At 55.9% G+C, this 17,838-nt stretch carries 23 protein-coding genes; 13 read left to right on the plus strand and 10 right to left on the minus strand.

All coding sequences use genetic code 11. The features are described from left to right. Positions 1-140: 140 nt before the first annotated feature. Positions 141-605: a MarR family winged helix-turn-helix transcriptional regulator gene (locus tag DC3_RS29190; protein ID WP_186816043.1), complete on the minus strand. Its 465-nt coding sequence runs from the start codon at positions 603-605 to the stop codon at positions 141-143. Between the two features lie 69 nt (positions 606-674). Between DC3_RS29190 and DC3_RS29195 the strand changes: the two genes are divergently transcribed. The 12 genes from DC3_RS29195 to DC3_RS14495 all read left to right on the plus strand — a co-directional run bounded on the left by DC3_RS29195 (position 675) and on the right by DC3_RS14495 (position 8,651). Next, positions 675-1,232, plus strand: a complete 558-nt coding sequence (locus DC3_RS29195; protein WP_186816044.1) for a hypothetical protein — start codon at positions 675-677, stop codon at positions 1,230-1,232. 339 nt (positions 1,233-1,571) lie between these two features. Then, complete coding sequence (gene rpmG, locus DC3_RS14445) at positions 1,572-1,739, plus strand: 50S ribosomal protein L33 (protein WP_146885471.1); 168 nt, start codon at positions 1,572-1,574, stop codon at positions 1,737-1,739. Positions 1,740-1,741: 2 nt separating this feature from the next. Next, positions 1,742-1,924 (plus strand): preprotein translocase subunit SecE, encoded by a 183-nt coding sequence (gene secE / locus DC3_RS14450; protein WP_146885473.1) that lies wholly within the window; start codon positions 1,742-1,744, stop codon positions 1,922-1,924. After that, entirely contained in the window at positions 1,921-2,493 is a 573-nt protein-coding gene (nusG, locus tag DC3_RS14455; RefSeq protein ID WP_146885475.1) for a transcription termination/antitermination protein NusG, read from the plus strand. The genes secE and nusG overlap by 4 nt, the downstream gene beginning before the upstream one ends. A gap of 70 nt (positions 2,494-2,563) precedes the next feature. Next, on the plus strand, positions 2,564-2,998 hold the full coding sequence (gene rplK, locus DC3_RS14460; RefSeq protein ID WP_146885476.1) for a 50S ribosomal protein L11: 435 nt from the start codon (positions 2,564-2,566) through the stop codon (positions 2,996-2,998). Beyond that, entirely contained in the window at positions 2,991-3,683 is a 693-nt protein-coding gene (gene rplA / locus DC3_RS14465) for a 50S ribosomal protein L1 (RefSeq protein ID WP_146885478.1), read from the plus strand. The genes rplK and rplA overlap by 8 nt, the downstream gene beginning before the upstream one ends. 224 nt (positions 3,684-3,907) lie before the next feature. Further along, positions 3,908-4,402 (plus strand): 50S ribosomal protein L10, encoded by a 495-nt coding sequence (gene rplJ, locus DC3_RS14470; RefSeq protein ID WP_146885480.1) that lies wholly within the window; start codon positions 3,908-3,910, stop codon positions 4,400-4,402. A 68-nt stretch (positions 4,403-4,470) separates the two neighbouring features. Then, on the plus strand, positions 4,471-4,836 hold the full coding sequence (gene rplL / locus DC3_RS14475; protein WP_146885481.1) for a 50S ribosomal protein L7/L12: 366 nt from the start codon (positions 4,471-4,473) through the stop codon (positions 4,834-4,836). A 165-nt stretch (positions 4,837-5,001) separates the two neighbouring features. Further along, on the plus strand, positions 5,002-5,646 hold the full coding sequence (locus tag DC3_RS14480; RefSeq protein WP_146885483.1) for a uracil-DNA glycosylase: 645 nt from the start codon (positions 5,002-5,004) through the stop codon (positions 5,644-5,646). Positions 5,647-5,720: 74 nt separating this feature from the next. Beyond that, positions 5,721-6,893 (plus strand): acyltransferase family protein, encoded by a 1,173-nt coding sequence (locus DC3_RS14485; RefSeq protein ID WP_146885485.1) that lies wholly within the window; start codon positions 5,721-5,723, stop codon positions 6,891-6,893. After that, positions 6,883-8,001, plus strand: coding sequence for a sensor histidine kinase (locus DC3_RS14490; RefSeq protein ID WP_146885487.1), 1,119 nt, complete (start codon positions 6,883-6,885; stop codon positions 7,999-8,001). Before DC3_RS14485 ends, DC3_RS14490 begins: the two co-directional genes overlap by 11 nt. After that, positions 7,998-8,651, plus strand: coding sequence for a response regulator (locus DC3_RS14495; RefSeq protein WP_146885489.1), 654 nt, complete (start codon positions 7,998-8,000; stop codon positions 8,649-8,651). The genes DC3_RS14490 and DC3_RS14495 overlap by 4 nt, the downstream gene beginning before the upstream one ends. A gap of 203 nt (positions 8,652-8,854) precedes the next feature. Here the strand turns inward: DC3_RS14495 and DC3_RS14500 are convergent, their stop codons facing one another. The 7 genes from DC3_RS14500 to DC3_RS14530 all read right to left on the minus strand — a co-directional run bounded on the left by DC3_RS14500 (position 8,855) and on the right by DC3_RS14530 (position 12,993). Then, a complete protein-coding gene (locus DC3_RS14500) occupies positions 8,855-9,277 on the minus strand; it encodes a VOC family protein (RefSeq protein WP_146885491.1) in 423 nt (140 codons plus the stop codon). Continuing rightward, positions 9,274-9,801, minus strand: coding sequence for a GyrI-like domain-containing protein (locus DC3_RS14505; RefSeq protein WP_146885493.1), 528 nt, complete (start codon positions 9,799-9,801; stop codon positions 9,274-9,276). The genes DC3_RS14500 and DC3_RS14505 overlap by 4 nt, the downstream gene beginning before the upstream one ends. A 154-nt stretch (positions 9,802-9,955) precedes the next feature. Then, positions 9,956-10,150 (minus strand): hypothetical protein, encoded by a 195-nt coding sequence (locus tag DC3_RS14510; RefSeq protein ID WP_146885495.1) that lies wholly within the window; start codon positions 10,148-10,150, stop codon positions 9,956-9,958. Further along, on the minus strand, positions 10,150-10,836 hold the full coding sequence (locus DC3_RS14515) for a nucleotidyltransferase family protein (RefSeq protein ID WP_186816045.1): 687 nt from the start codon (positions 10,834-10,836) through the stop codon (positions 10,150-10,152). Before DC3_RS14515 ends, DC3_RS14510 begins: the two co-directional genes overlap by 1 nt. A 74-nt stretch (positions 10,837-10,910) precedes the next feature. After that, a complete protein-coding gene (locus DC3_RS14520; RefSeq protein ID WP_146885499.1) occupies positions 10,911-11,432 on the minus strand; it encodes a DinB family protein in 522 nt (173 codons plus the stop codon). 58 nt (positions 11,433-11,490) lie between these two features. Beyond that, complete coding sequence (locus DC3_RS14525; protein ID WP_246130675.1) at positions 11,491-11,997, minus strand: DinB family protein; 507 nt, start codon at positions 11,995-11,997, stop codon at positions 11,491-11,493. 42 nt (positions 11,998-12,039) lie between these two features. Beyond that, positions 12,040-12,993 (minus strand): helix-turn-helix transcriptional regulator, encoded by a 954-nt coding sequence (locus DC3_RS14530; protein ID WP_186816046.1) that lies wholly within the window; start codon positions 12,991-12,993, stop codon positions 12,040-12,042. Positions 12,994-13,328: 335 nt separating this feature from the next. On the opposite strand from DC3_RS14530, the gene DC3_RS14535 reads away from it, so the two are divergent. Next, the gene (locus DC3_RS14535; protein WP_222594772.1) at positions 13,329-14,246 is read left to right on the plus strand and encodes a phosphodiester glycosidase family protein; all 918 of its coding nucleotides are present in this window, start codon (positions 13,329-13,331) and stop codon (positions 14,244-14,246) included. Here DC3_RS14535 and DC3_RS14540 read toward each other — a convergent pair whose 3' ends face one another. Both DC3_RS14540 and DC3_RS14545 read right to left on the minus strand, forming a co-directional pair. Beyond that, positions 14,247-15,134: a diacylglycerol/lipid kinase family protein gene (locus DC3_RS14540; protein ID WP_186816047.1), complete on the minus strand. Its 888-nt coding sequence runs from the start codon at positions 15,132-15,134 to the stop codon at positions 14,247-14,249. A 72-nt stretch (positions 15,135-15,206) separates the two neighbouring features. Next, complete coding sequence (locus DC3_RS14545; RefSeq protein ID WP_146885505.1) at positions 15,207-17,789, minus strand: bifunctional diguanylate cyclase/phosphodiesterase; 2,583 nt, start codon at positions 17,787-17,789, stop codon at positions 15,207-15,209. Positions 17,790-17,838: the final 49 nt, after the last annotated feature.

The following is a 17,838-nucleotide window of genomic DNA, read 5'->3' on the forward strand; positions in this document are numbered from 1 at the left end:
CTTCGCCATCCGCGAAGGGGGCCGTACCGTCGGTGCAGGCGTCGTTTCCAAAGTCCTCGAGTAATCCAAACCCTAAAAGTTTGAACCTCCCTTCGGGGAGGTTTTTTGTTTTGGGCAAGGTTCATTGATGGATCTGCAGGTTAAAGCTTTCTGGCGAGATTCTTGCGGATCTGCTGCAACTGGTGGAGGGTCAAGTGCGCCTCCTGCAAGGCCATGCCATCAAAGCTGAGCTGCAACAGTGGGAAGAGGGCTTGCTGGGCCTGCATGAACACCCCTCTCCCCTCTTCTTTCAAAACCACATACTTCTTGCGGGCATCTTCCGGTGAAGGCTGCATTTCAATCCAGCCCTGCTCCGCAAGGTGTTGCACCATTTTGGTGACGGCAGGCTGATTGAGGTCCATCTGGTCTGCCAGTTCGGTGATGCTGGCAGGGGTTTTCAGAAACATCATGTGCGAGAGCAGGCTGAGCTGTGAGAAGTTGAGGTTCAGGTTTTTGAGGTCCTGATTGGCTCTGGTGCTGAACTGCTGATGGATGATGCTGATCTCGCGGATCAGGGCACCATAGAGGTCGGGATGGGTTTCGACAGGATTTTCAGATGAACGCATGGACACCTCTTGACAATTGTATTCCTTGGAATATAACATATATTCCAAGGAATACATAGGAGGCCCACCATGAACGCACTCACCCAGAACCAGCAGAAACCCTTTAAAGCCCTCGCCCTCTGGACCGCTGGAGCCATGATCTTCAACACCCTTTGCAACCAGGTGCTGACTTACAGTTACACCCTCAGTCAGTTTCCTGTTCCTTACTTCGTTGGACAGCTTTCTTTCAGTGCTGCAAAACTGACGGGCTATTATCAGGTGCTCCTGCAGAAAAACACCCTTTCCCTGTACTGGCTGACCCAGTACGTCGACTTTTTCTTTATTCTCAGTGTCTTTCTGCTGCACTACTGCCTCACTTTGCTGCCCATCAAAGCCTTCCAGAACTCCAGCAAACTGAAAAAAGCTGGACAGGTGATGATGGGCATTGCTCTGGCTGCGCCCCTCTTCGATGTGCTGGAGAATCTGGCTTCTTTTGTATTGCTCCAGAACCCACAGCATCTTTCTGAACCTGGGGCTCTGATGTACTCGAGCTTTGCTGCTCTGAAATTTGGTGGCTTCATGGTCACCTACCTGTGGCTGGGTGTCGCCCTGATCATCGCTGGAGTCAGGAAACTGAAAACCCTTTGACCCTGTCCTGGGTGCCAGAAGCAACCATCGAAACCCACTTGATGCAAGCAGCCCTCTGTTTCAACAGAGGGCTGCGATTCTTCTGGTCCAAACACTGCTGCCATCCCTTTTTGAGCTGAACCCCTGAACCCAGGATCACGAGCATTCAATGTTCTCACACAGCCTTTTGCTGAATGCTGATGGCTGAACGCTGACCGCCCTGTAGACCTTGCAATTGCATCCAATCCATGAAATAATCGGGACTGTTGTCTGCTCTGCAGACCCGACACCAGACGGCTTGCATCAAGCAGGTGCAGGACTGGGAGTTTGCCTGAGGGCAAACGAAAGGAGAAAGTCACCATGGCCAAAGAAGGTCCACGCATCAAGATCAAGATGGAGTCCACTGCGGGCACCGGGTTCTATTACACCACCACCAAGAACCGCCGCAACACCCAGGCCAAGCTTGAGCTGAAAAAATACGACCCCGTTGCTAAAAAGCACGTCGCCTTCAAAGAAAAGAAGATCTGATCATGCAAGGGATCGTTCGGTACTTCCAGGAAGCTCGTGAAGAGCTGAAAAAAGTGAACTGGCCCACGCGTGTCCAGGTGCTTGAGGGTACCCAAACGGTCTTCATCTTCGTGATCTTCATGACCCTGCTCATCTGGGGCATGGACCGTCTCTTCCACCTCGGCATGGGAGCCTTACTGAAATGAGCATCGAATGGTACGCCGTTCACACATACGTCGGTCAGGAAGACCGCGTCGAAGACAACCTGCAGAAGCGTGCCAAAGCTTATGGCATGTGGGGGCAGATGATCTTTCAGGTGCTCCAGCCCACCGAAGAAGCCGTTGAGATCAAAGAAGGCGGCAAGAAAGAAACCGTCAAACGCAAACTCTTCCCCGGATACATCTTCGTCCAGATGGATGTCGATGATCCGTACAACCCCGGAGAACTGGGCGAGTCCTGGGAAGTGGTGCGCGGCACCCCTGGTGTGACAGGTTTCGTGGGCACGGCCACCCGTCCGGTTCCCCTCTCCCCTGAGGAAGTGGATCGCCTGCTGCAAAGCGTGGGCGTGGCGGAAAAACAGAAGGTGGAGAAAGCCAAACCCAAAGTGGCTTTCAAAGATGGAGACATGGTTCGCGTCACGGCTGGCCCCTTCAGTGATTTCACTGGTGTGGTCGCAGAAGTGAACCTGGAACGCTCCAAAGTCAAGGTGCTGGTCTCGATCTTCGGGCGTGAAACCCCCGTCGAACTGGATTTCGCACAGGTACAGAAGTCTTAAAGCTTAGCGTTTCACCCACGGGCCTGTGACCCAACAGCACAGGGCCTGAGGGGAGCTAAGGAGGAACAGAATGAAAAAAGTCACCGGATTTGTGAAGCTTCAGCTTCCTGCTGGTAAGGCAACCCCTGCCCCACCAGTAGGTCCCGCTCTCGGTCAACACGGCGCCAACATCATGGGCTTCTGCAAAGAGTTCAATGCTGCCACCGCGGACAAGGGCGACGCCATCATCCCCGTGGAAATCACCATCTACGCGGACCGCAGCTTCACCTTCATCACCAAAACCCCTCCCATGAGCTACCTGATCCGCAAGGCCAGTGGTATTGCCAAGGGAAGCGCCACCCCCAACAAAGCCAAAGTCGGCAAACTCAGCTACGATCAAGTGCTGAAAATTGCTGAAACCAAAATGCCCGACCTGAACGCTGGCAGCCTCGAAGCCGCCGCCAAGATCGTCATGGGTACCGCCCGCAGCATGGGCGTCACCATCGAGGGGGCCCCCAATGCCTAAGCACGGCAAGCGCTACAACGCTCTGGTCTCCAAAGTGGACCGCAACAAGCAATACACCATCGAAGAAGCCACCGCACTGGTGAAGGAAATTGCCAGCGCCAAGTTCAACGAGACCGTGGAAGTGCACCTGCGTCTGGGCATTGACCCCCGCAAGTCCGACCAGAACGTCCGTGGCACTGTGGCCCTGCCCCACGGCACCGGTCGCTCTGTGCGCGTTGCTGTGATCACCAAAGGCGAAAAACTCCAGGAAGCTGAAGCTGCCGGAGCCGACGTTTTCGGTGCAGAAGAACTGATCGACCGCATCGTCGGTGGATTCATGGACTTCGACGCCCTGGTCGCCACCCCCGATGTGATGGCCGAAGTGGGTAAGAAACTTGCCCGCATCCTCGGTCCCCGTGGCCTGCTGCCCAACCCCAAGAGCGGCACCGTCGGTCTCGACGTTGCTGGCATGGTCAAAGGCCTGAAAGCTGGACGCATCGAGTTCCGCAACGACAAGACCGGTGTGGTTCACGCGCCCATCGGCAAAGCTGACTTCTCCCCCGAGAAGCTGGTGGAAAACGCCCGTGCCCTGTTCACTGCCCTGGAAGGCGCAAAACCCGCCGCTGCCAAAGGCGTGTACATCAGAAGCGTGTACCTGACCACCACCATGGGTCCTTCCATCGCTCTGGCCTACAGCGCGCAGTAAACCCATGTAGGGGTGGGCCGCTGGCTCACCCTGCTCCACCCGCCCAAAAGGCACCCCGGTGCAATTGCACTTCACAATCTGGCAACGAAGACAGCAGGGACCTGCCAAGGTTTAAAGATCCTGCCGAGTGACAAGAACGGATTTCCGTGTGTGGGTCACTCCTGCACACGGAAGTTTTTGAAGGTGCAAAGCACCCTTGTCCCCGAGTAGCAAAGGAGACAACAGTGGCGAATCCCCGTAACATCACCAGCCTCGCCGCGCTCCGCGAGTCCTTAAGTGGCGTAGAAACCCTCTACGTCGTTGACTACCAGGGCCTGAGCGCCGGTCAGATCAGCAAACTCCGCAGAGAACTGCGCGAGAAAGGCTGCCAGCTGATCGTCGCCAAGAACACCCTCGTTCGTCTGGCACTTAAAGACGGCGGACATGACTTCGCCGACATCCTGCACGGCCCCAGCGCTGTGGTTCTTGCCGACAAGGACCCCGCCGGAGCTGCCAAGGTGCTCGCCGATGCCGCGAAAGGCAACGACAAAGGCATTCCTGCCGCCAAGGCCGGTCTGCTCAACGGCGTCAAGATCGACGCCAACACCGTGACCAAGATTGCTTCTCTGGGCACCCTGCAAGATCAACGCGCTCAACTCGTTGGCGTGCTTGCTGGCCACATGTCCAACTTCGTGGGCATCCTCGAAGCCTACAAAGAGAAGCTCGAACAGTCTGCGTAAGCACTGTTCAGTCCGTCACACCAAGAACTCTCTCTGTCGCGTAGCGACATTTCCCTGGAGGAACCATCATGGCTCTTAACAAAGACCAAGTCATCGAACTGCTGGAACAGGCCACCATTCTCGAACTCGCCGACCTGATCGACACCCTCAAAGAGAAGTGGGGCGTCACCGCTGCTGTCGCCGTCTCCGGTGGCGGAGCTGCTGCTACTGAAGTGAAAGAAGAGCAGACCGAATTTGACGTTGTGCTGGTGGACGCTGGCGCCAACAAAATCAACGTCATTAAAGAAGTGCGTGCCATCACCGGTCTGGGCCTCAAAGAAGCCAAAGACCTCACCGAAAAAGGTGGCGCCATCAAGGAAGCCGTTTCCAAAGAAGAAGCCGAGAAAGTCAAGGCTGCTCTGGAAGCTGCTGGCGCCAAAGTCGAAGTCAAATAACCCTTTGCTCGGGTCACCGAGCGAGTGGTTCCCTCAGTGCTCTTGAACACCTGTTTGATGAACTGCTGAGGAACTTCGATCCACACCGGAGTGCAAACACCCCCGAAGGTTTCTTCGGGGGTGTTCCGTTTTGATCGGGTCATTTTGATCGTGCTACCCTGAGCCATGTTTTCTCCTCCCTCCTCTCCCCTCTCCCTGAAATCCCCTGAGGCCATTGCAGAACGCACAGCAGCACTTGACTTGCCTCATGTGGCTCCCCTGGTGGACTGGCTTCAAGAGAGGAAGGCTACTCTGGCAAAGCTGCTGCAGCTTCCAGAGGTTCAGCTCCCGCTTTTCGATCCCTTTTCAGGAGGTGTCCACACACAGGTGCTGCTGTTGCTCGAGTCCCCTGGTCCAAAAGCGTCAGCAGGCAAGGGCAGTGGCTTCATCTCCTGTGACAACAATGACCAGACCGCAAAGAATGTGTTTCTGACTTTGCAGGAGGCCGATCTTCCCAGAAGTCAGGTGATGTGCTGGAATGTGGTGCCCTGGTACCTGCATGAGGTTCGCAAACCCAACAGGCAGGAACTGAACCTGGGCATGCAGGAACTCCGTTTGCTCTTGCCCCTCCTGTCAGAACTGCAGGTGGTGGTTTTGCATGGAAAAGCTGCTCAGGAAGGGTGGAAACTGTTGCCGTACAAGGTGCAGGAAGCCCATAAAATTCTGGAAGTCGGTCATCCGAGTCCAACAAATTTCAATACACGTCCTCTGGAAAGACAGAAACTCCTGCAAGCGTATCAGCAGGCAGCACAGCACATCAGGGATACCTGAGTCCTCCTGCAGTCTGATCCGCTCTCCCCCTCTGGTTGGACGCCAGAAAACAGGCTTTTCTCTACGCTGTCCTCATGGAGACAAAACCTGCATCAAGGCTGATTTATCTGGACGCATTGAGGATCATTGCGGTGTTTCTGGGGTTGGTGTACCACTCTGGCAGGGCCTTTGATTTTGAGGCCTGGCACGTCAAGAGCCCTGAGCTTTCCTTTGCTGTTCAGCTGTTCAACGATGTGCTGACCATGTGGCGGTTGCCCCTCCTGTTTCTGGTGTCGGGGGCAGGCACGTATTTTGCCCTGAAGAAGCGCTCCTCCGGGAGTTTCATCTGGGACCGGGTGCGCAGGCTCTTCTTGCCGCTCATCTTTGGGATTTTTGTGATTGTGCCTCCCCAGATCTACATTGAGCGCATCACCCCTGAGAATCCAGACCGGATCAGTGCAGTGAATTTCTCCGGGACTTTGTGGGAGTTCATGCTCCAGCGGAATTTTGTGCCTTACCCGGAAGGGGACCTCAGCTGGCATCACCTGTGGTTTTTGTTCTACCTGTTTGTGTTCAGCGTGGTGCTGGTGCCTTTGTTGCAACGCTGGCGCAGTGCAGGAATGCCCCGCTGGAACCTCTGGCAGATGGGACTGCTGCTGGTGGTCATTGATGTGACCCTGCGGGGTGCCTTCCCGACCCAGCAGGATTTCTTTCATGACTGGGCAAACAATTTTCACTATGGCGCTCTGTTCTGCTTTGGCTTCTGGATCACCGGGTCTGCAAGGCTGCAGGAGCAGGTGGAAAAGAACTGGAAACGTGCTGGCCTGCTGCTGGCCATCACTGCGCCCCTGTGGCTGATGGGGATGCATGAGGGGAGTTTTGAGCCGTATTCTGCAGAGTTTCTGATCTGGATGGCCCTGAGGGCCGTAAACCAGTGGGCTGGCCTCATTGCCATTCTGGGGCTGGCCTCCAGGATTTTCACCATGGAGGCGGCCTGGATCAGGTGGGGCCGTGAGCGGGTGTACCCCTTTTACATCTGGCACCAGACCGTGGTCGTGGTGGTGGCTTATGTGGTCTTCAAGTGGAACCTGAATGTGGGTCTGGGTTACGCTTCTGTCTTGCTGGTCTCTGGCGTTCTGACGGTTCTCCTCAGTGATCTGGTGGTTCGGGTGCCTTTCCTGCGTCCTTTTTTCGGGGTGTATCTTGCCCGGAAACAACGCAAGCTGCCCGCTGCAAAGTTGAGGTATTCTGAGCGTGATGCGACCTGAGCTGCCAAGTGCCGTGACCCGCCTGTGGTTTCTGGGTGCAGTGGCTGCAGGCGTTCTGGGCACGGTCTTTCTGGACGAGGAGAGGAGAAACAGCATTCTGGGAGACCTCTCCCACAGTCCTGTTCTGCTGCTCTCGCTTCTGGTGGTGCAGTTCGGGGTGTGGGTTGGGCATGTGGGCAGGCCAGTGCTTCCTGTGTTGGTGTTCGCAGCTGGAGTGATCCTGACCAATTTTGTGCTGGTCCTGATCGGCAGGGATGCCCTCTCCCCTGCCCTGATGGCGGTGATGATGCTGTGGGTGGCCCTGGTGGGGACCCGCAGACAGGTGATTGGTGCTGGGCTGTTCTCGCTCTTCAGTTTTGTGCTGGTGATGTTCATTTATGGGGAGTTTGCTGATGCCCTTTCACGGATTCTGGGCGTGGTGGCAGGGGGTCTGGTGGGCGAGTTGCTGAGGGAGCGCAATCAGGCTGTCGCGCAATTGATGGCGGCACAGGAGCAATTGAAATTGCAGGCAGAACAACAGGAAAGGCAGCGGATTGCCCGGGAGGTGCACGATGTGGTGGGCCACACCCTCACCACCACCCTGCTGCACATCGGGGGGGCAAGAATGCATCTTGAAAAGAACCCTGAAAAGGCACGCACGGCCCTCCTGCAGGCAGAGGCCCTGGGCAGAGAGAGCATGATGGAACTCCGCAGAACCGTGGGATTGCTTGGAGAAACCGGACAGGCTCCCCTCCCCCGACTGTCCGACCTGCCGCAACTGGTGGAAAGCTTCAGGCAGGCAGGGCTGCAGTTGGACTGGCAGGCTGATGTGTTGCCAGAGTTGCCCGCAGCAGCAGAACTGGACCTGTATCGGATGGTGCAGGAGGCCCTCACCAATGCCAGCAAGCATGGGGATGGAACGGTCTGTGTACAGCTCACCCTTGAGAACCAGCAGATTCAATTGCTGGTCAGCAATCCTGTCAGAAAAGACCACTTGCAAGGCACAGGTTTTGGTCTGAAAGGGATGCAGGAGCGTGCCCACCAGAGACATGGCAGCCTCAGCTTTGGGGTTCATCAGGGCCTGTGGGTCCTGAAGATCGATCTTCCTGTAGAGGGTGCAAGAGGATGATTCGTTTGCTGCTGGTGGATGATCAGGCCCTGGTGCGGGCAGGGTTGCGCCTGATTCTGGATGAGGATGTGGACTGTCAGATTGTCGGGGAGTGCAGCGATGGCTCGGAGGTGATGGCCCTGGCAGAACGCACCCAGCCTCAGGTGGTGGTGATGGATGTGCGGATGAAGCAGGTTGGGGGCATTGAAGCCCTGAAGCAGCTGAGGGCTTCTGGACACCCGGCCCATGTGCTGATGCTGACCACCTTTGATGAGGACGCTGCCTTGCTTGGTGCCTTGCAGCATGGGGCCAGAGGGTTCATCTTCAAGGATGCTGCACCTGAGGATTTGCTGCGGGCCATCCAGACGGTCGCCTCGGGAGGCATGTGGCTTGATCCTGCGGTGAGCCAGAGGGTTCTTTCCACCTTCCAGGGGTTGCATCAGAAGGCCCCACTGCCTGAGGACCTGACCGAGCGTGAGATTGAGGTTCTGAAGCATATAGGATCTGGAAAAAACAATCTGGAGATTGCAGATGTCCTGGCCATCAGCGAAGCCACCGTGAAAACGCACGTTACGCGCATTTTCCAGAAACTGGGTGTCCGGGACAGGGCTGAAGCAGTGGTGTATGCGTTCAATTCAGGACTGGTCAGGCCATCGGGAAAGACCTCCTGAAAAAATCACCCCCCTGAGGTTTTCAGGGGGTGGGAATTGGAAATAAAACAAGAAGCATGTTTCATGAAGATAAAGCACTCAAATGCAAATTTTGCGTGACTCACCTTTAAACACCAGCAAAAAACAACTCAAAACCCTTCCAGATTCATCTGCCATCAAAATTCAAACTCAATCAGAATCGGTTTAAAATTTGAAACAGGGTCTTATTGGAAGACGGGCATGGGCTTGGCCTGCACCAGATTGATGGAGCTTCCCGTCAGGTCACGGAATTCCAGGTCGCGGCCCCAGGGAAGGTCCCTGACTTCTGGGGTGTCCAGTTGCACACCGGCATCTTTCAGGCGGACCAGTGCAGCGTCGATGTCTTCGGTGGCAAAAACCAGCTGGGGTTGATGGTCCAGCATGCCTTCTGCCTGGGCAAGCTGGGTTTCATCTTTCAGCCAGACGCGGGGTTCGAAAAGCACCAGTTCCACGCCGGTCTGACCGGGGGCCTGAACGGTGAGCCAGCGCATTCCTGGCCCGACTTCCATGTCTGCGCACTTCTGGAAGCCCAGCACTTCGGTGTAGAACCTGAGGGCAGCTTCTGCGTCCTGCACGTAACGGGTGATGTGACTGATGCCTGTGATCATGATTCCTCCTGATGGGGTTGGGGAAGGATGTGAAAGGGTAGAGAGATGTCGAAATCAAAATGGGTGTAGGGGGGCAGCACACTCTGGCGCAAGAAGTCGAAGCGCTCCAATCCATAAGCCTCTGGGAGCCGTGGAAGCTGTTCTTTTCTGAACCACTGGTGCAGCACCTGATAGGTGGTTGCGATGCTTTCCGGGCCGCCCTGGGCTGCTCCTGTGATGTATTCGGCAGCAGGGATCTGGACGGAGACCATGCCTTCGGGAACGCTGGCAAGATGGAGCACAGCCAGACCAACCACATAATGGTGCAAAGCGTCTTCACCTGCCAGATGGTCTTTTTCCCGAAAGGCACCATAATAAATGCCGGTTTCTGCAGGGTACTGGATTTCCATTTCTCTTCGAATCAGGGTCTCCCAGGCCTCTGGAACGGCTTTTCCAAGATCCTGTGGAGGTGCGACAATCTCAAGCCCGACAATGGTCAAAGACGGCAGGGACTCCTTGCGGAGCTGCTGGGCAACTTCAATCATTCTGTCCTTTCTGAAACAGCTGGGGAATCTATGCGAAATCCATCGACTACTTTTCAATTATAACATAATATGAGAGGAGCGTAAAGACCATGATGCATTCTGACCTGAGAACAAAAAGAACCCGGGAAGATCCCGGGTTCCAGGGCAAAATGCCTCAGGCAGTCAGCTGTCTGAACTCTGCCTCATCGATTTGCCGGATCTCGTCTCCTCTGCCAAACAGAATGGCCGGGTAGAGCGTGCAGTCCGGGTAGAAACTGCGGGTCTTGGGGTTGAACACCAGCACCTTCAGGCTGCCCGAAGTGGTGGTTTCCAGTTTGACAGGGGTGTGTCCGTACAGGTAGTAGCGCATCAGAGGTGTTCTTCCCTGCTCAGGATGTCCTTCCAGAGCCAGGCATATAGATTATCACTTGCGCGGGCCAGTTCTTCCAGAATGCGCTGCTGTACCGGAGAGAGTTCTTTGCTGCGAAACTCTGCGGTGATCTCGCGGGTGATCTCGTAAATGCGGTGCTCATACTGGTCAAGCGCGTCCAGCTGCTCGTGTACGATCTTCACCTCACCAATGTGACGGGACTCAGGCTCCACCACCACCAGAAATTGCAGGTCACGGTAACCGGACTGGTGGGGCCGGATCACCCGGTCCGAAAAATGAACCACCTCGATGTACCTGGGGAGTTTCTCTGCGACCTCGTACATGCTCTGGATGCTCTTGCAGGTCAGTTTGCTGCCCAGGATGTCGTTGGGGACCCTGCGCTGGCCTGGAGGGTGGGATTTCATCTTCTCCAGAATGCGGCTCGGGCTTTTGATGCCCTGTGGGCGCATGGAAGTGCGGACCTTCAGGGTTTCGCTGATGTCCTCGATCTTGTGCCTGAAGGTGGAAGACAGGTCCCGTGCAGTGTAATACGCCTCGATCAGGTCCTCTGGCGACTGCCTGGGGGTTGGCCCTCTGCCATGCTTCCAGTAGAGTTCCCAGCTGGTTTCGAAATAATGGTGCAATCCTGCGGCGTCAGCCAGACTCTGGTACTCTGCCTTCTTCATCGTTAACAGTTTACCGAGTTTCCCTCCACCCCACAAAGAAAAAGGCCCCCGAAGGAGCCTCCTGATGAAAATCTTTACGGATGGTCTGCTGTGGGGCCATAAGACTGGGGCACGGGAACACCCAGCAGCCTGAGGTAGACCCCCAGTTGTGCCCTGTGGTGCACCATGTGGCTGATGATGCCCGTTCGGAGCACCTGCCATCTGGGATGATGCAGGAACACCTGATCGCCAGACTTCATGGTCCAGACAAAGTTGAGATGCTCATCAGAACTCTGTTTCAGGGTCTCTTTGAATTCAGCAAGGGAACGGTCAAAGAGTTCCAGCAGTTCCTCTCTGGTGGTGAGGGGTTTTGGGGGCTCGCCTTGCTCCTGAAAATCGATCACATCCAGCTTCAGGGTCTCCAGGCCCCAGGTGGGAAACCCTGCCAGGTGGTTGGCAAGGTGAAGCAGACTGAAGCTCTTCTCGTGGGGTTTGAAGTCTGCCTGCTCCATGGGGATGAGCTCCAGAAATTTGCGGGTGGTGGCAAATTCCTGATCCAGATCGGAGAACAGCAGTTCGCTCAGGGGCTGGGTGCGGGTTTCTGTGGCAATGGTCATGGGAACCTCCTTGAATAAAAGGTGGGCGAAATGGGAAAAGGGTTTTAAAGGGGGGATTTTACCAGGTGTAAGGCCCGGCAGGTGGAGGCCAGAGCTTCAGGGCCTGGCGGATGGTCACGACCTGCCCAAGGTGGTGTGCGGTATGGACGGCCAGATCTGCGAGAGCAGACCCAACAGAGTGCTTCTCCCAGCCGTAGTGGGGTGTGGTGAAGAGGGGACGGTCCAGTTCCTGCTGGGTGAAGGTCTGGTGAGCACCCATGACCTCAAGAAAGTCTGCCCGGAGCTGTTCCCAGCCGACAGCATCGACCTCTGGCCATCCCACTGCTGCATGTGGGGTGGGAATCGGGGTGCCCCCACGGGCAATGTTCACCACCCAGTTCAGCCAGAAGTGGGTGTGGGCCACCACTTCTGCAACGGAGTGCGGCAGGCCTTCAGGGCGTGTGCTGGCCTGCTCAGGGGTGAGGCCTTCCAGGAGGGCAGCAGGATTCATGAACGAACCCGAGTGGAAAAGATGGTGGAGAATGTCTTTTGCAGGAGATGCAGTGTAATCCAGTTGCTGTGTCATGCGTTTTCCTCTCTGGATTCACTGTACCTGCAGGGTGTGACATCAGGATGTCAACTTTTGGTACCGCTCATAAACCCTCAGGGCTTTTTGGCAAATAACATCACGCAGATGGGGCGGGGAAAGAATCTCCACCTGATCTCCAAGCTGCAGCAGGAGCCCGTAAAGCCATTCATCTTCGGGAGCGGAGAACTCAAAAATGGCCCGGCCCTCCTCCCGGTGCTTCAGGGCATTCACCCCAAACCATTCGGTGATTCTGGGAATGCCTTCCCGGTCCACAGCGAACCTGATCTGAATGGGAGGGGTGCGCCTGAACCAGTTCTCCTGAATGTTCAGCATCTCCTGCGGGACGGCTCTGGGTTCAAAGCATTCTGAAAGCTCCTGCAATTGACCGATCCGGCTGAACCGGAATTGCCTGAAGTCCTGCCTGCTGCAGCAGAATCCCAGCAGATACCAGTAGCCTGTTTTCAGAATCAGGGAGTATGGCTCCACCGTGCGCTCCTCGGGCTGCTCGCTGGTGGGCTTGTGATACTGGAACTTCACCTTCTGTCTCTTGCGAATGGCCTGAAGCAGCAGGTTGTGCTTCTCCAGGTCCACGCTCGTGGAACTCCAGGAGGTGTGGTCAATCACGATCTCCTGCATTCCTGCAGGCTGACCTTCAGGATGGTTCTTGCGCAAAAGCAGTTGAAGTTTCTCGTAGATCTGGACCTGCTCCATCCCCATGGGAAGTTGTACAAAACTGTTCATCAGGCGCATCAGGTTCAGCACCTCACTCTGCGAGAGGATGGTGCGGTCCAGAGCGTACCCTTCCATCACCCCAATTCCGCCACTCTTGCCAGGGAAGAGCACCACGGGAATTCCGGCTTCTTCAAGCACAGCAATGTCCCGATAAATGGTTCTTTTGGACACCTGAAAGCGTTCAGCGAGCTCTGCAGCGGTGATTCTTTCTGTTCCCATCAGTAAGGTGAGCATGCCCAGCAGTCGGGTTAACCGGTCCATACCCAGCATTATGCAGGGCAGGGGGCTGAAAAGGGAGCAGGCAACATTTACAGTCCAGGGTCAGCAGGTCTGCAGTGAAACAACTGAACCCAATCTGTACGAAATGTCATATTTCATTTGAGGTAAACAATTATCCTAAAGCAGACATGATTTCAATGCATGACCGATTTTCATGTTTCTTTGTAAGCTGACTGAATTTTGAAAGGCAGATAAATCTGTTTTTAATTTTTACGTTCAATCCACACTTTGCTTTTGCTATCATCAGGCTTGTTCTGACGGAACAGCCAGTGCACATCAACACAAACTTCATTGCTGCTGGCTTGAATGGGGGAACCATGCGTCAACCTCTTCGGCATGTTCTGTGGTCCGTTTTTCTCCTGGGTTGCCTGAGCCCTGCAATGGCGGCCAGCACCTACACCGTCAAGCGAGGAGACACCCTGTGGAGCATCTCCCAGAAACACAAAATCACGGTTGACCGCCTGAAGGCCATCAACCATCTGAAAAGCAACACCATTTACTCAGGCCAGAAACTGAAGGTCAGTGGAAAACCTGTGCAGAAAGTTGTTGTTCCCAGAAACCCACCCCTGCCTTTTGCGGTGGCGATGTCCAGCAAAAAGGTTCTGGGTGTGCCTGTTTACGCCATCCATGTGAATCTGGCCCATCCCAGGGTCAAGATCAGTCCCCTGCTGCCCACTGCAGGTCTGGGGCATGGAGGGGCCCGATTGCGTTATCTGGCCCAGCAACCCGAACTGGTGGCGGCCATCAACGGCGGTTATTTTCACCCACAGTCTTACATTCCTGCGGGAGACCTGGTGTTTCAGGGCCGCCAGCTGGCCTCTGGACGCATTCAGACAGCACTGTCGCTCACCGCTGACAACAAGGCCCGCATCCATGACCGGATTGGCTCCTGGAAAGGCTACGAAACGGTGATTGCCACCGGGCCTCACGTGGTCCGCAGTGGGCGTCTGGTGATCCAGCCCAGGGTGGAGGGCTACCGTGACCCTGCCGTGTGGGGAAGGGCCAAGAGAAGTGCTGTGGGCCTTGTCAACAACGAGTACCTGATCTTCATCACCAGTCCTCAGGCGCTCACCCTTGCAGAGGTCGGCAAGATCATGATGAAAATGAAGGCAAAGGATGTGATTCTGCTTGATGGGGGCTCAAGCGCAGGCATGATCTGGGAAAAAAGGCTGGTGGTGCAACCTGCCCGTGCCCTGTCTTTCGGCATTGGTGTGTTCCTGCGCAGAAAAGTCTGATCAGCTGTAGTTTTTCAGGCGGCCCTGAAGCTGCAGAACGGCAGGCTGAATGCAAATCTGGCATTCGGTGCGGTCCTGCAGCATCTCGCCATCCAGGTGGCATACCTGGGGCCGTTCCCAGCGCACGGTGACCTCTCTGGCCCGTGCAATCATCACATAAGGCAGGGCAGTGTGCTGGCCCATGACCACCAGAGGCAACACTGCAGCGAGGGTGCTTTTGCTGATCTCTTTGCCAATCACGATGTCCAGCAGGCCATCTGCGGGATGGGCCTGGGGGGCCACTTTGAACCCACCGCCATAACGGGTGGAGTTCATCACTGACACCAGAAAGGAAGGGCCAGCGTAGATTTCACGCCCATCTGCCACAATCTGCACCTGCAAATTCTGCAGTTGCTTCAGGGCCTTCCCTACCGCCCAGAGGTAGCGAGGCATCCCTGTCAGGTACGCGGGAGCATCATAGCTGAGCTTCCCGGCCAGAGCGTCAAAGCCCATGCCCAGGCCGTTCACAAACAGGCCTTCTTCACCCATGACCCCCAGATCTACAGGGGTCACTGCTTCTGTCAGGCGGCGCAGGGCCTCATCAGGCTGGGTGCTCCATCCCAGACAGCTTGCAAAGTCATTGGCGCTGCCAAAAGGGACAATGCCCATCTGAAAACCCTTTTGAACAGCAAATTTTGCAACAGACTGCACCGTGCCATCTCCGCCCACAGCCAGCAGGGTGTCGGTTAATGGGTCCCAGCCCTGCGCCACCTGAAACACCTCTGCAGGGTGTCGGGTCACATGCTGGGAGAAACGCATACCCCGCTGTTGCAAGGCAGCAAGCAGGCGGGGAAGCTTGTCTTCAAGGTGACCTCTGGAGGCATGGGGGTTGATGATCAGGCGGAGCATAGAAACCAACATAGCACAGCAGGAAATCCCACCTTTGAAGTGCTGCGGTGCCGTGTTCTGCATTGCTCTGGCTCAATCCAGCTTGTTTCTGAAACTGGGGGCCGTGCTGAGGTTCCCCAGAAACTGCTGAAATTCTTTTGCTGGCACTGGGCGGCTGATCAAATACCCCTGGATTTCATGGCACCCCATGCTGCGCAGGACCTGCAGTTGCTGTTCGTCTTCAACCCCTTCCGCCACCACGTGCAGATGCATGTTGCGGGCCAGATCAATCATGGCCTTCACCAGAATCTGATCGTCCGGGTCATGGGTGAGGTCCCGGATGAATGAGCGGTCAATCTTGATTTTGCGGATGGGAAAACGCTTCAGGTAGGCCAGACTGGAGTACCCTGTCCCAAAGTCATCAATGGCGCTCATGACCCCCAGACGACTGAGGTCGTGCAGGATCTGGGTGGTTTTTTCCACATCCTGCATGACCAGGCTCTCGGTGAGTTCCACCTGCAGGTACTGGGCAGGCAGATCAAAGCGCTCAAGGGCCTCCTGGATGGTGTCCAGCACATCATTCTGTCTGAATTGCAGGGCAGAGAAGTTCACGCCAATCGGGATCATGGGCTGACCGTTTTCACGCCACTCATGGTTCTGGCGGCAGACCTCATTGAGAATCCAGCGTCCAAGGGGCAGGATCAGGCCCGTGGATTCAGCAATGGGAATGAAACGGATGGGGGGAATCATGCCCTTCTCAGGATGCAGCCAGCGGATCAGGGCTTCTGCAGCTATGCACTCTCCGGTCTGCGCATTGATGATCGGCTGGTAAAAGACGATGAACTCATTGTTTTCAATGGCCTGCCGCAGGTCGGTTTCCACCTGCAGGCGTTCGGTGGCCGCTTTGCTCATTTCTGGGGTGAAGATCTGGTAGGTGTTGCGCCCGGTGGCTTTGGCCTGGTGCATGGCGGTGTCTGCATTGCGCATCAGGGTATCGAGGTCCGTCCCGTCCTGCGGGTAGAACACCACCCCGATGCTGGGTGTGGCCAGCAGTTGCTTGCCCTCAATGGCAAAGGGCTGCCGGGTCAGTTCGATGATCTCCTGCAGGGTGTCTTGCACCTTCTGGGGGGTGATGTGGGGCATCAACAGCACAAATTCATCTCCACTGAGGTGAATGAGCTGGTCCCGCACAGAAAGCACCTGCTTGAGGCGCTGGCCAAAATAGTGCAGCACCCGGTCTCCAATGTTGGGGCCAAGCGAATCATTGATGGTTTTGAAATTGTCCAGATCAAGGTACAGAAAAGCAAGGGTGCCATTGCTCTCGTGCACCTCCTGCAGGAGTCTGGGGCCGTTTTCTTCCAGGTAGGCGCGGTTTGGAAGCAGGGTCAGACGGTCATAGTAAGCCAGTGTTCTGACCCTCTCCTCTGCCCTGCGGCGCTGTGTAACGTCCTGGAAAGCCCAGAGTTTCCCACGGATCTGCTGGTGCAGGTAGTAAGGCTTGGAGATGTATTCCAGTGCCCGACCATTCTCCAGATAGATCAGGTCACTCTGTGTGCGTTCAGGGGAGCGCAGGGATTCCTGCAGCACCTCCCGGAAAGCCTCAAAATCGCTGATCTGCTTGAGGATGGGAGGGTACCGCAAAGCCAGATTCCCGTAGTTCTGCAGTTCCTGCCTGGAGATCCCCCACAGGGTCAGAAACTGGGTGTTGCAGGTCACCATGCGGCCCCCACTGTCCACCACCAGCATGGCATCGCTGGTGGCATCAAAAATGGCTTCCAGCAGGGCCAGCGATTCTCCCAGTTCCTGGGTGCGTTCCATCACGATCTGGGTGAGCTTCAGGGGCTGACGCATGATCAGCCAGACCAGCAGGCCCACCATCCCAGAAAGCACCAGCACAAAAATGCTTTTCAGCAGGATGGCCGTGGCGTCCAGCCACCCCTGGGCGGGAGTGACTTCCAGCATCCATTTCCCATTGGGCACCTGGATGGGCACTGCCAGAGGGTGATCTGTCAGAGGGCTCTGGGAGGCTGCAATGGATTGTTGCTGGTCGTTGTTGGGATTGGTGAAGGTCAGTCGATAGCTGTACCCCTCCTGTTCCAGCAGGGAGAGGTTCGCCAGCCTGAGAAGCTGGGGCAGATCCAGCACCACCTGTACGAAGCCCCAGAAGCGCCCATCCTGCAAGAAGACAGGGTTGCGGGCCACCAGACCCTGCCCGCCCTGAATCAACTCCACAGGGCCTGCCAGGGTGAGTTTGCGGGTCTTCACCGCCTGCTCGGAGTACACTTTGGTGCGTTCATCGGTGAAGAGGTTCAGGCCAAAAGCAGCGTCATTGTTCAGGTACGGGTGGGTGTAACGGATGATGCCTTCAGGGGCAAGTTGCAGGGCACGGATGCCCGGATAGACCTGCAGCATCTGTTCGGCCAGAGGATAGAACTCATCCACCGTTCCTTTGTTCTGCCGCACCACAGCAGCCAGAGCGTATACCGCAGAAATGGAGTTCTCCAGTTCATGCTGCAGGGCACGAATCTGCTCATCGGACCGCTGCTGGACGATTCTGCGGTCCATCTCGAACGCCTGCTTTTCAGACAGGCCAACGATCACCCCGCCCACCACCATCACAAACAACACGGCCAGGGCAGTGAACCATTTGGCTTTGATGACTCCACTCGGGTTCATGGGCGCTCCTACAGGTCAACGAAATGAAAACGCTCTTCAAGTCTAAACC

This window comes from Deinococcus cellulosilyticus NBRC 106333 = KACC 11606 (assembly GCF_007990775.1).
GTDB classification, from domain to species: Bacteria; Deinococcota; Deinococci; order Deinococcales; family Deinococcaceae; genus Deinococcus_C; species Deinococcus_C cellulosilyticus.

Bases quoted from the DNA above. Each gene is read 5' to 3' on its own strand.
- DC3_RS14520 (WP_146885499.1), bottom strand. From the start codon at position 11,432: ATGACCATTGCCACAGAAACCCGCACCCAGCCCCTGAGCGAACTGCTG.
- DC3_RS14505 (WP_146885493.1), bottom strand. From the start codon at position 9,801: ATGATTGAAGTTGCCCAGCAGCTCCGCAAGGAGTCCCTGCCGTCTTTG.
- rplK (WP_146885476.1), top strand. From the start codon at position 2,564: ATGAAAAAAGTCACCGGATTTGTGAAGCTTCAGCTTCCTGCTGGTAAG.
- DC3_RS14500 (WP_146885491.1), bottom strand. From the start codon at position 9,277: ATGATCACAGGCATCAGTCACATCACCCGTTACGTGCAGGACGCAGAA.
- DC3_RS14540 (WP_186816047.1), bottom strand. From the start codon at position 15,134: ATGCTCCGCCTGATCATCAACCCCCATGCCTCCAGAGGTCACCTTGAA.
- DC3_RS14495 (WP_146885489.1), top strand. From the start codon at position 7,998: ATGATTCGTTTGCTGCTGGTGGATGATCAGGCCCTGGTGCGGGCAGGG.
- secE (WP_146885473.1), top strand. From the start codon at position 1,742: ATGCAAGGGATCGTTCGGTACTTCCAGGAAGCTCGTGAAGAGCTGAAA.
- DC3_RS14530 (WP_186816046.1), bottom strand. From the start codon at position 12,993: ATGGACCGGTTAACCCGACTGCTGGGCATGCTCACCTTACTGATGGGA.
- DC3_RS29195 (WP_186816044.1), top strand. From the start codon at position 675: ATGAACGCACTCACCCAGAACCAGCAGAAACCCTTTAAAGCCCTCGCC.
- DC3_RS14485 (WP_146885485.1), top strand. From the start codon at position 5,721: ATGGAGACAAAACCTGCATCAAGGCTGATTTATCTGGACGCATTGAGG.
- DC3_RS29190 (WP_186816043.1), bottom strand. From the start codon at position 605: ATGCGTTCATCTGAAAATCCTGTCGAAACCCATCCCGACCTCTATGGT.
- DC3_RS14510 (WP_146885495.1), bottom strand. From the start codon at position 10,150: ATGCGCTACTACCTGTACGGACACACCCCTGTCAAACTGGAAACCACC.
- nusG (WP_146885475.1), top strand. From the start codon at position 1,921: ATGAGCATCGAATGGTACGCCGTTCACACATACGTCGGTCAGGAAGAC.
- rplA (WP_146885478.1), top strand. From the start codon at position 2,991: ATGCCTAAGCACGGCAAGCGCTACAACGCTCTGGTCTCCAAAGTGGAC.
- DC3_RS14535 (WP_222594772.1), top strand. From the start codon at position 13,329: ATGCGTCAACCTCTTCGGCATGTTCTGTGGTCCGTTTTTCTCCTGGGT.
- DC3_RS14525 (WP_246130675.1), bottom strand. From the start codon at position 11,997: ATGACACAGCAACTGGATTACACTGCATCTCCTGCAAAAGACATTCTC.
- rpmG (WP_146885471.1), top strand. From the start codon at position 1,572: ATGGCCAAAGAAGGTCCACGCATCAAGATCAAGATGGAGTCCACTGCG.
- rplL (WP_146885481.1), top strand. From the start codon at position 4,471: ATGGCTCTTAACAAAGACCAAGTCATCGAACTGCTGGAACAGGCCACC.
- DC3_RS14490 (WP_146885487.1), top strand. From the start codon at position 6,883: ATGCGACCTGAGCTGCCAAGTGCCGTGACCCGCCTGTGGTTTCTGGGT.
- DC3_RS14545 (WP_146885505.1), bottom strand. From the start codon at position 17,789: ATGAACCCGAGTGGAGTCATCAAAGCCAAATGGTTCACTGCCCTGGCC.
- DC3_RS14480 (WP_146885483.1), top strand. From the start codon at position 5,002: ATGTTTTCTCCTCCCTCCTCTCCCCTCTCCCTGAAATCCCCTGAGGCC.
- DC3_RS14515 (WP_186816045.1), bottom strand. From the start codon at position 10,836: ATGAAGAAGGCAGAGTACCAGAGTCTGGCTGACGCCGCAGGATTGCAC.